The organism is Sporosarcina koreensis (assembly GCF_042655825.1).
Lineage (GTDB): Bacteria > Bacillota > Bacilli > Bacillales_A > Planococcaceae > Sporosarcina > Sporosarcina koreensis.
Window position 1 is genome coordinate 191142 of the sequence record NZ_JBHSNP010000009.1, and the last position, 14247, is coordinate 205388.

Genomic DNA, 14247 nt, shown 5'->3' on the forward strand with positions numbered 1-14247 from the left:
GAGAGAGGGATGGGGGTAATAAATGTGTGGTTTTACTGGTGTTTTTAATAAATCAAGCGCACAATTACAGTTTCATGACAATGAGCTACTATTTTCTAAAGCTGAACAATCCACTTATTATACAACCAATTCTAAAACAATTGCTTTTCATGGGAAACTATACAATGCTCAAGAGCTGAAAAAGAAACTAGAAAACAACAATCACCAATTTGAAACCAATTCGGATTCTGAATTAATCCTTAACGTGTATGAAGAATACGGTGAAGAATTTATGAATTATTTGCACGGAACGTTTGCGATAGCAATCTGGGACGACGTTAAAAAGGAACTCTTAATGGTGCGAGATCGAGTAGGTGAAAAACCGTACTATTATTATAATGGGCGTGATAAGTTACTATTTGGAACAGAATTGAAAAAAATACTGGCTGAAAGCAAGCAAGAAATCAATTACGAAGCGGTAGAAAGTTTCTTGCGTTTTTACTATATCCCGCAGCCGATGACAATTTTTGAGAATGTTTTTCATTTAATGCCGGGGTATTCTGTTAAATACTCTGTGGTGGACGATACGCTGCAACTAAAGAAATATTGGGATATAAACCCGAATAGTACCGAAAAAGATGACGTTTCTTATCATTCCATTCAAATGAGATTAAGAGAGACGTTAAGAAGCTCTGTCCGAGAACGTATGGGTGGCGAAGAATCAGCTGGTGCTTTTTTAAGCGGAGGCATTGATTCGAGTATTGTTGTAGGTTTGATGGCTGAACAGTCAAGTGAGCCTTTAAATACTTTTACGATTGGCTATAAGGATTATAAACAATATGACGAGTCGGCTTTAGCAAAGCAAGTTTCAAAACTGCATAAGACCATTCATCATGAACTATTTATCGAATTCGACGATTTACATGAAGTCATCGAAACAATCATTGGAAAAATGGAAGAGCCCTTTGCAGATTCTTCCGCTATTCCAACCTACTACGTTTCCCGATTAACTAAACATCATACTTCTGTCGCGTTAAGCGGTGACGGGGGGGATGAATTATTTGCTGGATATAATAAATATACGAGTGTTTATTATCAACGATTGTATTCGAAAATTCCAAGAATGCTGAGGGAGAAGGTTATTGAGGCTCCTTTGCATCTGATACCGGATGATAAAAGAAATTCATTTACTTCATTTGCGACGAAAGCAAAAAAGTTTATGAGAAGTGCTGCTACTGATACTTTTCAAATGCATATTAAATTAATGGAATCTTACGACCGCGACCAGATCTCTCGATTAGTTAAAAATAGAGCATTAACTAGATTTAATGTAGATGAACAGTTGTCGAATTACTTCCAGTATTTAAATACGAATGAGCCTGTAAATCGGATGATGTATACAGACTTCAAATTTGCTTTACCGAATGACATGTTAGTAAAGACTGACCGAATGAGTAAAATAAATGGGTTGGAAATAAGATCACCTTTTCTCGACCATAAAGTAGTGGAATTGGCATATGAAATTCCTTTGAAATATAAAATGCGTCGTGCAAATGGGAAAATCATATTGAAAGAGACATTTTCAGATTTACTCCCGAATGACATAATAACGGCCAAAAAGAGGGGATTTGAGATTCCTTTAGCTGAATGGTTCAAGGGTGAACTAAAAGAATTGGTATATTCCACTTTATCGAAAGAAAAAGTGGAAAAAGCAAATCTCGTTCATTTCGATTTCGTTGAAATAATCATAGAAGAGCATATGAAGAGTAAAAAAAATCACAAGAATCTTATATGGAGTTTAATTGTTTTACACAAATGGCATGAAAACTTCCTTAGAAATGTTGAGGGAGGGAAGAAATGAAAATCTTAATTACGGGTTCTTCCGGTTTTATTGGTTTTCATCTATCAGAAAAATTGTTATCAATGGGTCATGAAGTTATAGGTTTCGACAACATGAACGATTATTATGAACGATCGTTAAAGGAAGCACGTCTAGAAAAACTAATTCATCATAAGTGTTTCAAGTTTTACAATGCTGATTTAGTAGACCGAGAGAAAATTCAAACGGTATTCAGTGAAAATCAAGTCGATGTAGTTGTAAATTTAGCAGCACAGGCGGGCGTGAGATATAGCATTGACAATCCTTATGTATATATCGATTCGAATATTGTCGGCTTTATCAATGTGTTGGAAATGTGCCGTCAACATCATGTAAAGCAATTACTATATGCATCGTCCAGCTCAGTTTACGGTGCAAATACAACATTGCCATTTTCCGTGCATGATACGGTCGATCATCCTCTTAGTTTATATGCGGCGACAAAGAAAGCGAATGAACTGATGGCACATACGTATAGCAGTCTTTACAATTTACCGACTACGGGACTTCGATTCTTTACAGTGTACGGACCATGGGGGCGTCCGGATATGGCTCTCTTCAAGTTTACGAAAAATATAATTGAAGGCCAGCCGATCGATATCTATAACAACGGAAAGATGATGCGCGACTTCACGTATGTGGATGACATTGTAGAATCCATTTCTCGTCTTATTCATAAACCTGCCGAGCCGAATCAGAACTGGTCCGGGAAAACTCCGGACCCTGGAACGAGTTATGCACCGTACAAAGTATACAACATCGGAAATAATAGCCCAGTGTACTTGATGGACTTCATTTCCGCGATTGAAGAAAAACTAGGAAAAGTGGCGATTAAGAACTTCATGCCATTGCAGGAGGGGGATGTCCCGGCCACTTATGCGAATGTCGATGACTTATTTCGGGAAATCGATTTCAAACCGAAAACATCCATTCAAGATGGTGTCGATAAATTTATCGACTGGTATTTGGAATATTATCAAATAAAGTTGTGAAAGGGTCTGTGATGAATAGAAAAATAGCTGTTATCGGCTTAGGATATGTAGGATTGCCTGTGGCGGTTGCATTTGGGAAAAGACATCCGGTAATCGGCTTTGATATTAACGAACATCGAATATCCACATTACAGACTGGCGTCGATACGACGAATGAGGTAGGGCTAAATGAACTAAATGAAGCGCAAATTGAATTTACGTTTGACAGTGAAAGATTGAAGGAGTCAGACTTTATGATTGTGTGTGTCCCTACACCGATTGATGCACATAACCGTCCTGATTTATCGCCATTGCTGCATGCTTCCGAAACAGTGGGTAATTGTCTTCAAAAGGGAGCAATCGTCGTTTTTGAGTCAACCGTTTACCCAGGCGTTACAGAGGAAGAGTGCATCCCTGTATTAGAGAAGCATTCAGGCTTGAAGGCGGGCATCGATTTTTTCGTCGGTTACTCTCCAGAACGTATTAATCCTGGTGATAAAGAACGTACATTTACGAAAATCACAAAAGTCGTATCCGGCCAAACACCCGAAGCTTTGGAAATTATAGCACAAGTATATAGAGATGTTGTCGAAGCCGGTATATATAAAGCCAGCTCGATACGTGTGGCTGAAGCTGCAAAAGTGATTGAAAACACGCAAAGGGACGTCAATATTGCACTGATGAATGAATTAGCCTTGATTTTTGATAGCCTCGGGATTGACACAGCAGAAGTATTGGAAGCAGCAGGTACGAAATGGAATTTCCTTAAATTCTCACCAGGGTTAGTAGGTGGTCACTGTATCGGTGTAGATCCATACTATTTAACCCATAAAGCACAGACCGTCGGCCACTATCCTGAAGTGATCCTTGCCGGTCGACGAATCAATGATAGTATTGGACGTTATATTGCAAGGGCATTAGTAAAGAAATTGATAAAGCTCAATTTGCCTGTGCAAGGTGCAAAGGTAACTGTTCTTGGATTGACATTCAAAGAAAATGTCCCGGATCTTCGGAACTCTAAAGTAATCGATGTCATTCGGGAGCTGCAGGAGTTTGGTGTGGAAGTGCAAGTAGCCGATCCCCATGCAAATTGTAATGAGGCATTTAGTGCATATCACCTCTCATTGACAGCTTACGACAAACTAACGCCCGCGGATGCCGTTGTCTTCGCGGTACCCCATATAGAGTATGTCAATGAAGGATGGTCCCTGTTCGACCGGTTGTTAAAACATGGTAAAGGGATCGTTATGGATATTAAGAGTGTGCTAGACAAGTCGAGCAAGCCAGAACAGATTCATTTATGGAGATTATAATGAAAGTTTTACAAATCACCAACGTAAGCTTTACTGTTAAGAAGTTTTTGCTGCCGCTCGTAAATGAGATGATTGATCAGCAATACGACGTTCATATCGCTTGTTATAAAGATCAGGCAGGACATGAAATTGAAAAGGAAGGGTATGTGGTTCACCATATACCGTTTCAACGAAATCTAAATGTCATTAGCCATTTTAAAAGCATGGTGGCATTGGTGAAATTAATAAGAAAAGAAAAATTTGACATTGTCCACTCACATACCCCAGTCGCCAGTCTCGTTGCTAGAGTATCAGCACGATTGGCCAACGTACCCTTAAGCGTTTATACCGCCCACGGATTTTATTTCCACGAAAATATGAAACGAATACCCTATACGATCATTTATATGCTTGAGAAGATTTGGGCAAGATATTTCACCGATAAACTTTTCTTTCAAAGCAAAGAAGACTATGAATTGGCCTTAACAAAAGGTTTTCAAAAACCGGAAAACCTCGTTCATATTAATAATGGTGTGTCGGGCAATCGATTTAACCCAGCGTTATACAGCAGAGTGAAAAGTCGAGAGTCATTAGGCTTTACGAATGAAAAAGCAATTATATTTGTCGGGAGATTAGTAAAAGAAAAAGGCATTGTTGAGCTAATAGAAGCATTTCATTTGGTTCTGAACGAAATACAGGAAGCAACATTATTAATTGTCGGGGATGCAGTTACAGGGGATCGCGATGGAATGAATGTTGAACAGCTTATTCAATCAATGCCAATGAAGACAAAAGAAAAAATTAAACTGTTAGGCATGAGAGAGGATATCCCCGATCTGTTAAGTGCAGCGGATTTGTTTGTATTGCCTTCTTACCGTGAAGGACTGCCCCGTTCAATCATTGAAGCGATGGCGATGGGGAAACCGATCGTTGCGACTGATGTCCGTGGATGCAGGGAAGAAGTCTTTCCTGATGTGAACGGGTATTTGTGCAAGGACAAAGATAGTCTCTCATTGGCGGATTCGATTATCAAAATCTTGAAAGACGAGTCCAAAATGAAGCGATTTGGGGAAAATTCACGAAGATTATTTATGGAAGAGTTCAATGAGCAAGTGGTTTTAGAAAGACAGATGAAGATATTTAACGAATTTAGAGAGGGAAGGTCAATAAACAAACGGCCAAGGAAGTGAGGAATGAAAAACAATCTTACTTCTGTTGAGGGAATTGTGAAACGATCTTTTGATCTCCTATTTTCTCTGATAGGAATCGTTTTGACAGGGTGGATCATACTAATTGCTTTCATAATTGCTTCTATAGATACAAGAAGTAACGGTTTTTTTATCCAAGAGCGTGTAGGCAAGAATGGGAAGACTTTCAAAGTGATCAAAATAAAAACAATGAAAGATAAGAAGTATAAAAGTACAACGATAACGACAAGCCGTGATTCAAGAATCACGCCAAGTGGCAGGTTTTTCAGGAAAACAAAAATTGATGAGCTGCCTCAGCTATTGAATGTATTAAAAGGTGATATGAGTTTTGTGGGCCCCCGACCGGATGTCCCCGGTTATGCCGATAAGTTAACCGGGGATGATCGAATCATCCTAACGATCAGACCTGGAATTACTGGACCTGCTTCCATTAAATATAAAAATGAAGAACAGATACTAGCAAACGTAGATGATCCTGAATGGCATAATGATCAAGTCCTATTTCCTGATAAAGTGAAGCTGAACAAGGAGTATATTCGGGATTATAGTTTTTTGAAGGATATAAACTATATCCTGAAAACGATTTTGGGCGAAAAGAGGAGGTATGGTTTGGAGCCGAAAAGGATCTTTCTTTCAACACCCCATATGAGTGGGAATGAGCAAAAATATATAGATGAAGCTTTTGAAACAAATTGGATCGCACCGCTTGGAAAGAATGTAGATGAATTTGAGAAAGAAGTTGCCAAGTATAATGGAACAGCCGGAGCTGCTGCTATGTCGTCCGGGACCGCCGCAATCCACATTGCATTGGAGTTGTTGGATGTTAGACAAGGAGATATTGTCTTCTGTTCAAGTTTGACATTCGTTGCAAGTGCGAACCCGATTTACTATTTGGGCGGTGAGCCCGTTTTCATAGATTCCGAATATGAGACATGGAATATGTCACCTGTGGCATTAGCACGAGCAATGGAGGAGGCACAAGAAAAAGAGAAGCTTCCAAAAGCCGTTGTGATCGTTAACTTGTATGGACAGAGTGCAAAGATGGATGAACTGATGGCAATTTGTGATTTGTATGGCGTTCCCGTAATTGAAGATGCTGCGGAATCACTTGGTTCCTATTATAAGGGAAAGCATAGCGGTACGTTTGGCAAGTTCGGCATCTTTTCATTTAATGGCAACAAAATCATTACTACTTCAGGTGGCGGGATGCTCGTATCCAATGACGTTGGAAAAGTGGAGCGTGCCCGCTTTTTAGCAACCCAAGCGAGAGAGAAAGCAAGGCATTACCAACATCAAACTGTCGGCTATAACTATCGAATGAGCAATATTCTCGCAGGAATTGGCCGTGCGCAGTTAGAGGTGCTGGATGATCGTGTAAAGGCAAGAAGAGCAGTGTTTGCCCGTTATGAAAAGGCACTTGGTGGGATTGAAGGTATTTCGTTCATGCCGGAGCTTACAGGGACCTATTCGAATCGTTGGTTGACGGCGATGGAAGTGGATCCAGAGAAATTAAGCGTTACGGCAAATGAACTGATGGATGCCCTTGAAAAGGAGAACATCGAAGCGAGACCTGTTTGGAAGCCGCTTCATATGCAACCATTGTTTGAAGGGTGTAAGTTTTACGCGCATGCAGATGATGACGTCGTTAGTGAACGCTTATTTGCGAGAGGAATTTGTCTTCCTTCTGGTTCAAATATGACTGTGAAGGAGCAGGAAAGAGTTATTCAAGTAATTAGAGAGAGATTAGGTTAACGAGAGAGATGTGACTTTGTCGCATCTCTTATGGTATTACCAATATAAAAAATAGGTGAAAAAATGCCGACTCCGATGTCGTTAAAAAGTAAAACAATCACAGGGGTTTTTTGGAGTTTCACGGATTTAATGGCGAACCATGGTATACAATTTCTCGTACAGATTATTCTTGCCAGGTTACTACTTCCCGAGCATTTTGGGATTATTGGGATGATCTTAATATTTATATCCGTTTCCAACGCAATTGTAGATAGTGGTTTTTCCCAAGCGTTAATACGAGATCAGCATACGACCCAAGAAGACTATTCAACTGTTTTTTATTTCAACTTATTTGTTTCGCTAGCCATATATGGAATATTATTTAGTACTGCGAATATGATCAGTGTTTTTTTCGAAGAACCGCAACTGACAACTATCATTCGAGTGATCTCGTTAGTACTCATCATCAATTCATTAGCAATTATACAAAAAGCAATGCTTGTGAAAAAAGTCGATTTTAAAACATTAACAAAGATAAGTGTCATCGCTGTAATTCTTTCTGGAGGTCTCACAATATTTATAGCAATGTCAGGATTTGGTGTTTGGAGTCTCGTTATTAATATGATTGCATTGCAATCCATTCAGACGGGATTACTTTGGTACTTTAATAAATGGATACCTTCGTTGACATTTAAAGTTCAGTCATTTAAAAAATATTATAGTTTTGGTTACAAATTATTACTATCAGGACTAATTGACACACTTTTTTATTATAGTTACTTCGTTATTATTGGAAAAATGCATCTTACAAATCAACTTGGTTATTATACAAACGCAGTTAAAATTAAAGACCTCGCTTCATTTGCTATCGTTTCAACCGTACAACGTGTCACATATCCAGTTCTAAGCAGCATTCAGCAAGAGGAAGAACGACTGACATTTGGATTTAAGTCAGTTATTAAGACCTCGGCATTTATTAACTTCCCCTTAATGGTTGGTTTAGCAGCAATTGCAAAGCCGCTGTTTATTGTATTATTCGGCGATAAATGGATACCTTCAGTTATCTATTTTCAGTTATTATGCTTTGCGGGTATGTTCTATCCACTTCTCTCTATCAATCAAAATATTCTTCAGGTAAAAGGAAAATCAAACGTAATTTTAAAAATGGAAATCATTAAAAAGAGTTTATTGGCGATTTTGATTGTCCTCTCCATATTGCTTGGGTTCGGCATTATCGGTTTAATATGGACATCAGTTATTAGTTCGTTTGTTTCTTTTTTAATAAATTCGTACTATACGGCGATAGAGATCAAGTATTCATCAATAGAACAGATAAGAGATTTACTACCTAGTTTTATAATCTCTTTTATTATGGGGATTATTGTATTTGAGGTTGGCAAATTCATGGATAGCAATGATCTACTGCAACTTATTTGTCAAATAGCCATTGGTATTGCAATTTATATAATTGTTAGCAAGATATTGAGGGTACAAGAGTTGGATACGCTGTATCAAATGGTACTACCAATATTGAAAAAGATTAAGGGGGGAGTGGAATAAGGTGATAGTTGGTAATGAGAAGTACGAAAAATTAGCAGGGCGATGCATGCTAATAAAAGGAGGAGATTATGGAGCTCACACGGATTACAACACTGGCTCAACTTGAACAATACCGGGATGATTGGTCGCTTATATTGGAAGAGAATCAGAATACAAATCCGTTTATTGAATTTGTCTGGGTTTATGAATGGTGGAAGCATTTTAGCGATGAATATACTATGGAAATTATGCTCGTCAAACAAGATGATCAGCCTATTGGATTTGTTCCCTTAATTCACAAAAGTCGATGGTTTAGTCATACGTATTCTTTTATGGCTTTGGGTCACGCGAATTATATGGATTTTGTTGTATTCAATCATCTGTTGCCCGAAGTTATCGAATTTGTGTTTGATGAAATGATTAAAATGAGAAGAAATATCGTGTTCTATTTACATGGGTTACTTGAAAGTAGTAAGACACCAAGAATTATTGAGGATTATTTACAGCGACGAAAATACATTTTTTCGCTTCACCGAGTCATCACCCCATACATTAATTTGAAAGATATAAAGCTTGAAGAATACATGGATAAAAGAAAGAAGCTTCATCGCCTTGATAAAAGAGAAAAGCGGTTACGAGAGAATGGGGAAGTTCAGTTTTCGCGGAGCGGACAAGAGGAAATGGAAACGGTCTTTCAACTTCATGATAGACGATGGAAAAAAAAGCGGGACACGAGCGGATTTACGAACGACAAAGATAAAGAATTTTACCGTAGTCTTGTCGGCGTTCAGGAAGGCCCGATGCAAACAGAACTCGATGCACTTTATATTAATGACAAGATGATCGCTTTCCATTACGGATTCAACTGTCGGGGAAGAGTGCTTTCATATGTGCTAGGCTTTGATGATAACTTTGAACCATTCGGCCCAGGAAGAATACTCGAAAGGGAAAAGATTTTACAATGCAAAAAAGATGCGATTACGGTTTTTGACTTAAGTATTGGTTATGAACCATACAAATTTGCATTAAATACAAATGTAGATTACACAAGAAAGATGATTTTTTCCTCTACAGCAATGACAGCAAAAATAACGCGATATTTATTATCAATGAAGGAATCATTGATCGGACGAATGAAAAAGAACTATGAATTTGTCCTATTTATTCGAATTACTATCGGCAAGGTTCTTTTTGTTTTCCGTAATTTGTTCAACAAAACAGAGTCAAAAGGTGCAAGGGGAGAATTGCTTGCTTTTTTAAGTCGTCTAAAAAGATTCTTCTATGAAAACGAGCGATATTTTATTTACCAAATCGAGAACAAAGACATCTCTGTATTCTCCGATGTCGAAGATTTTATCGAGTTGACAATCAACGATGCGATGAGCAGTTCTGCTATCTCCCAAAAACATATAAAGGAAATTTGCGAGAAAATGTATCGGGGATACAAGGGGTATTATCCGGCAGGAAATCTAGCGTTCGAAAATATATTTTGGATGAATGATAAGGTGCTCCGAATCGGCCCTATTTCCTATAGTGAACAACTTGGGAGAAAAGCCATTCATTTCAAGAATTGGCATGAGGGGAATTTGGCGGCCGCATGCTCCTTTGTCAAGAAGAACAGAAAAGCTAAAACGGTGTTTGTAAACGCGAAAGACAATTCTGGGAAAGAAGCGAGTATCCTCGAAACATTAGGTTTTTCCATTTGTAAACAAATCTATAAACGGACTTTTTTTGGTCATGAAAAGTATGAAATCATTGAATGAAAAATTGGAAGGACGCTTCATGCTATTGAAAGGGGGAAATTATGGAGCTTATACGGATTACATCGCTAAATCAACTTGACCAGTACCGGGATGATTGGTCGCTCATCTTGGAGGAAAATCAGAATACAAACCCGTTTATCGAATTTGTCTGGATTTATGAGTGGTGGAAGCATTTTGGCGATGAATACGATGTGGAAATAATGCTCGTAAAACTAGATGATAAGCCTATTGGTTTTTTCCCTTTTATTCATAAAAGACAATGGTTTGGTCATATGTATACCTTTGTAGCTTTCGGGATAGCAAATTATATGGATTTTGTTGTATACAATCATTTGTTAGACGATGTTATCGAGTTTGTATTTGATGAGATCATAAAAGTGAAAAAGAATGTTGTGTTTTACTTACATGGATTACTTGAAAGTGAGAAGACACATGAAAGTTTAGAAACTTATTTGCAGAGACGGAAATATAATTTTTCAAAACATCGAGTGGTTACCCCATTCATTCATTTGAAAGAAATAGAGCTTGAACAATTTAGAGATAAAAGAAAGAGACTTCATCGGATTGACAAAAGGGAGAAGCGTTTACGAAAAAGTGGAGCTGTTAATTTTTTGCGAAGCAGCCAAGAAGAAATGGATTCAGTCTTTCAACTGTTTGAAAAAAGATGGAAGAAAAGAAGGACCACAAGTGGATTTACGAATGACAAAGGCAAAGCGTTTTTTCGAAGTCTTGCCGGTATTCAGGTTGGGCCGATGCAAACCGAAATTGATGGACTTTATATCAATGGCAAGATGATTGCTTTTCAGTATGGTTTCCTTTGTAGGGGACGATTTGTCGGTTATGTAAAGGGATATGATGATGATTTTGACGTTTTCGGGCCAGGAATAATTCTTGAAAAGCAAAAGACATTACAATGTTTAAGAAATGCATATACAATCTTTGATTTAAGCATTGGATATGAGCCATCCAAATTCGAATTGAATACAGGTGAAGATTATACAAGCAAAATGATTTTCTCCTCTAATTCGATTATTGGAAAGGTTGTTCGTCACTTTTTTACATTGAAGGAATCATTGCTCGAGCGAATGAAGAAAAATTACAGTTTCGTTCTGTTTATCCGAAATACAATTGGGAAGCTGCTTTTTGTGAGTAGGAATCTATTCAGCAATACGGAATCTAAAGCGATCAAGGAAGAATTAGTGGAGTATTTGAAGCGTGTAAAAAAGTTTTTTTATGAAAGAAAGAAGTACATTATTTATAAAATAGAAAAAAAAGATATCCCGGATTTGCCTGATTCCGGAGGCTATACTGAATTGACGATCGGTGATGCTGTTAATTGCCCTAGTATTGCCAATAGCCATATGAAGGAAGTTTGTAGAAGGATATTCACTGGTTACAAAGGATATTACCCTGTAGATTGTTTGTCTATGAATTCGATATTTTGGATGCATGAAAGAGTATTACGTATCGAAAATTTATCCTATGCTGAAGAGCTTCATAAAAGTTCCGCTTACATTCAGGATTGGACGATTAGAAATGTAGATAAAATATGCTCATTCATGAAAAGAAACAGTGCGGTCAATACGTTATATGTGAGCGTAGAGGATGGTTCGAAACATAAAATAGCCAAATTGGAAGGTTTGGGATTTACGATAAGTAAATATGTGTTCTACAGGACCTATTATGGTTTTGTAAAAACCATTGTTAAAACACTAGAAGATTCAGGATGAGATTTATTATTACAAGGGTTAGGAGAATTTGTATTCAAAAAGAATAGGATAAGCAAACAAGGAGCACTCATCATTTCGCTGGATTTTGAACTGAATTGGGGCGTACATGATGTTGTTTCACTGGAACAATATCGAGAAAATCTTTTAGGTGTCCGAGAAGCAATCCCGCAAATGCTTGAATTATTTCACCGCTTCGATATACATGCTACATGGGCCATTGTTGGAATGCTCTATTGTGAAAATAAAAGAGAGTTATTGGATAGTCTACCTTCACTCCGACCAAACTATGAAAACAGTAATTTTTCACCCTATAAAAAATTGAACGATGTTGGAAAAAATGAAGGGGAAGATCCATTTCATTATGCAAAATCTTTAATCAGGAAAATTGAAAAATATCCGAATCAGGAAATTGCGACCCACACATTTTCCCACTACTATTGTTTAGAAAAAGGACAGAACGAAAAAAGTTTCGAAGCGGACTTACAAGCTGCCTTAAAAATTGCCAATGCAAACGGTCATGTCGTTAAATCACTTGTGTTTCCACGAAATCAGTCAAATCAAAGTTATTTACAAGTTTGTAAAAAGTACGGAATTCAATGTTTTAGGGGAAATGAACTGAGTTGGCCTTATCGGGCAAGTCGTTTCCATAAGGAAGGGGTCATGAAAAGAGCGCTTAGATTATTGGATAGTTATTTGAATGTCTGTGGACACGATACGTATCCGATTTTTGAGGTTGAGACAGAACCGATCGTAAACTTGCCTTCCAGCAGATTTTTAAGGCCCTATATTGCTAAGTTGAAAATACTGGAACCATTGCGGTTAAGAAGAATTAAAAAAAGCATAACGCATGCCGCTCAAAAAGGCGAAGTGTTTCATCTATGGTGGCATCCTCATAATTTCGGTAAAGACATCGAAGAAAACATTCAGTTTTTGACTGAGATTCTCCAGTTAGTGTCAAAGTTGAGAAGTGAATACGACTTTGAGAGCCTCAGTATGGGGGAAGCTTCAGCCTTAGTATTGAAGATGAATGGATGAATGACCAATTACTTCTGTTAACGTTAGCTAAATATACTAAAGACCAACTCAAAGGAGTTGGTCTTTTCTTTCTAGCTTAAAAACAAGTGAATTGGTCAATCCGATTCAAATCAATTCCGAAAAACTCCCATCTACGACGGCTTGAGCTCCAGCGGAATCCCGAAACGGATGTGCGGCCGACGAATGTTGGGTAGAACCAGAAACCACGCCGCCTCGATGTCCAAATAAACGTATACCTGAACAGGCAGCTTCTAATGGCACCCGGATCGACCGCGAACGCCTGAGCGGTTGGATATTCCGGTGTAAAGCTCGGTGGCGGTGCGGTCGGCGCTTGTTGGCTGCCCTGAGCTAGGGAACCTTGCCCCGGAGGGAATCCGCCTCCCGGGAATCCACCTCCAGGGAACCCACCTCCAGGGAACCCGCCGCCCGGGATCCCGCCGCCAGGGAACCCGCCTCCAGGGAATCCACCGCCCGGGAACCCGCCGCCAGGGAACCCACCTCCAGGGAATCCGCCGCCCGGCATTCCACCTCCAGGGAACCCGCCGCCAGGGAATCCGCCGCCCGGCATTCCACCTCCAGGGAACCCGCCGCCTGGGAATCCACCGCCTGGCATTCCACCTCCAGGGAACCCGCCGCCTGGGAATCCACCGCCCGGGATCCCGCCTCCGGGGAATCCGCCTCCAGGAAATCCACCGCCAGGGAACATGCCTCCCGGGAATCCAGGTCCGCCTTGCATCGGTGCGGGGCCGACTTCTGGTATAGCTGTTTGATCTCCACCCCAGCTTGGCATAACCATGCCTGTCATCGAGTCATCCATCCCGAAATTCGGCATAGCCATGCCTGTCATCCACTCATTCATTCCGTAGTTTGGCGTGACAGAGCCCGGCATCCATCCGCTCATCCCGTATCCTTCCATTTCATCTTCCCCGCTTGTATATCCTTCCGGCAACTTCGGATACCATTGTTCTTCCTCGTACTGATTCATGTTCGTCATCTTTTCTCTCCCTTCAAGCATTCCCCATATCTTATGTAGCAAGGAGAGAATTGGGTTGGACTCTTGGGTCAAGAATTTTTTCATCACGTCATCACACTAAAACAACATCACATTACTATAGAACAA

Annotated in this window: 10 protein-coding genes and 1 pseudogene; all 11 read left to right on the forward strand. The window is 39.3% G+C overall.

Annotated elements, in window-relative coordinates:
- Positions 1-22: 22 nt before the first annotated feature.
- The 11 genes and pseudogenes from asnB to ACFPTP_RS04880 all read left to right on the forward strand — a co-directional run bounded on the left by asnB (position 23) and on the right by ACFPTP_RS04880 (position 14160).
- Positions 23-1840, forward strand: coding sequence for an asparagine synthase (glutamine-hydrolyzing) (gene asnB / locus ACFPTP_RS04830; RefSeq protein ID WP_381442648.1), 1818 nt, complete (start codon positions 23-25; stop codon positions 1838-1840).
- Positions 1837-2850 carry an NAD-dependent epimerase gene (locus ACFPTP_RS04835; RefSeq protein WP_381442649.1) on the forward strand — a complete coding sequence of 338 codons (1014 nt, stop codon included), beginning with the start codon at positions 1837-1839 and terminating at the stop codon, positions 2848-2850. The genes asnB and ACFPTP_RS04835 overlap by 4 nt, the downstream gene beginning before the upstream one ends.
- Before the next feature lie 11 nt (positions 2851-2861).
- Positions 2862-4142, forward strand: coding sequence for a nucleotide sugar dehydrogenase (locus tag ACFPTP_RS04840; RefSeq protein WP_381442650.1), 1281 nt, complete (start codon positions 2862-2864; stop codon positions 4140-4142).
- Positions 4142-5311, forward strand: coding sequence for a glycosyltransferase family 4 protein (locus tag ACFPTP_RS04845; RefSeq protein WP_381442651.1), 1170 nt, complete (start codon positions 4142-4144; stop codon positions 5309-5311). Before ACFPTP_RS04840 ends, ACFPTP_RS04845 begins: the two co-directional genes overlap by 1 nt.
- A gap of 3 nt (positions 5312-5314) precedes the next feature.
- Positions 5315-5902: pseudogene (locus tag ACFPTP_RS04850) on the forward strand (sugar transferase); the annotation flags it as partial.
- A gap of 72 nt (positions 5903-5974) precedes the next feature.
- Complete coding sequence (locus tag ACFPTP_RS04855) at positions 5975-7081, forward strand: aminotransferase class I/II-fold pyridoxal phosphate-dependent enzyme (protein WP_381442730.1); 1107 nt, start codon at positions 5975-5977, stop codon at positions 7079-7081.
- A 75-nt stretch (positions 7082-7156) separates the two neighbouring features.
- Entirely contained in the window at positions 7157-8620 is a 1464-nt protein-coding gene (locus ACFPTP_RS04860) for a lipopolysaccharide biosynthesis protein (protein WP_381442732.1), read from the forward strand.
- 68 nt (positions 8621-8688) lie between these two features.
- The gene (locus tag ACFPTP_RS04865; protein ID WP_381442652.1) at positions 8689-10362 is read left to right on the forward strand and encodes a GNAT family N-acetyltransferase; all 1674 of its coding nucleotides are present in this window, start codon (positions 8689-8691) and stop codon (positions 10360-10362) included.
- Positions 10363-10403: 41 nt separating this feature from the next.
- On the forward strand, positions 10404-12092 hold the full coding sequence (locus tag ACFPTP_RS04870) for a GNAT family N-acetyltransferase (protein WP_381442654.1): 1689 nt from the start codon (positions 10404-10406) through the stop codon (positions 12090-12092).
- 171 nt (positions 12093-12263) lie between these two features.
- Positions 12264-13127 carry a polysaccharide deacetylase family protein gene (locus ACFPTP_RS04875; protein ID WP_408020208.1) on the forward strand — a complete coding sequence of 288 codons (864 nt, stop codon included), beginning with the start codon at positions 12264-12266 and terminating at the stop codon, positions 13125-13127.
- 358 nt (positions 13128-13485) lie between these two features.
- Complete coding sequence (locus ACFPTP_RS04880; RefSeq protein ID WP_381442735.1) at positions 13486-14160, forward strand: histone H1-like repetitive region-containing protein; 675 nt, start codon at positions 13486-13488, stop codon at positions 14158-14160.
- Positions 14161-14247 lie beyond the last annotated feature (87 nt).

Coding starts and splice junctions, on each gene's coding strand:
- asnB (WP_381442648.1), top strand. CDS start 23: ATGTGTGGTTTTACTGGTGTTTTTAATAAATCAAGCGCACAATTACAG.
- ACFPTP_RS04835 (WP_381442649.1), top strand. CDS start 1,837: ATGAAAATCTTAATTACGGGTTCTTCCGGTTTTATTGGTTTTCATCTA.
- ACFPTP_RS04840 (WP_381442650.1), top strand. CDS start 2,862: ATGAATAGAAAAATAGCTGTTATCGGCTTAGGATATGTAGGATTGCCT.
- ACFPTP_RS04845 (WP_381442651.1), top strand. CDS start 4,142: ATGAAAGTTTTACAAATCACCAACGTAAGCTTTACTGTTAAGAAGTTT.
- ACFPTP_RS04855 (WP_381442730.1), top strand. CDS start 5,975: ATGAGTGGGAATGAGCAAAAATATATAGATGAAGCTTTTGAAACAAAT.
- ACFPTP_RS04860 (WP_381442732.1), top strand. CDS start 7,157: ATGTCGTTAAAAAGTAAAACAATCACAGGGGTTTTTTGGAGTTTCACG.
- ACFPTP_RS04865 (WP_381442652.1), top strand. CDS start 8,689: ATGGAGCTCACACGGATTACAACACTGGCTCAACTTGAACAATACCGG.
- ACFPTP_RS04870 (WP_381442654.1), top strand. CDS start 10,404: ATGGAGCTTATACGGATTACATCGCTAAATCAACTTGACCAGTACCGG.
- ACFPTP_RS04875 (WP_408020208.1), top strand. CDS start 12,264: ATGCTTGAATTATTTCACCGCTTCGATATACATGCTACATGGGCCATT.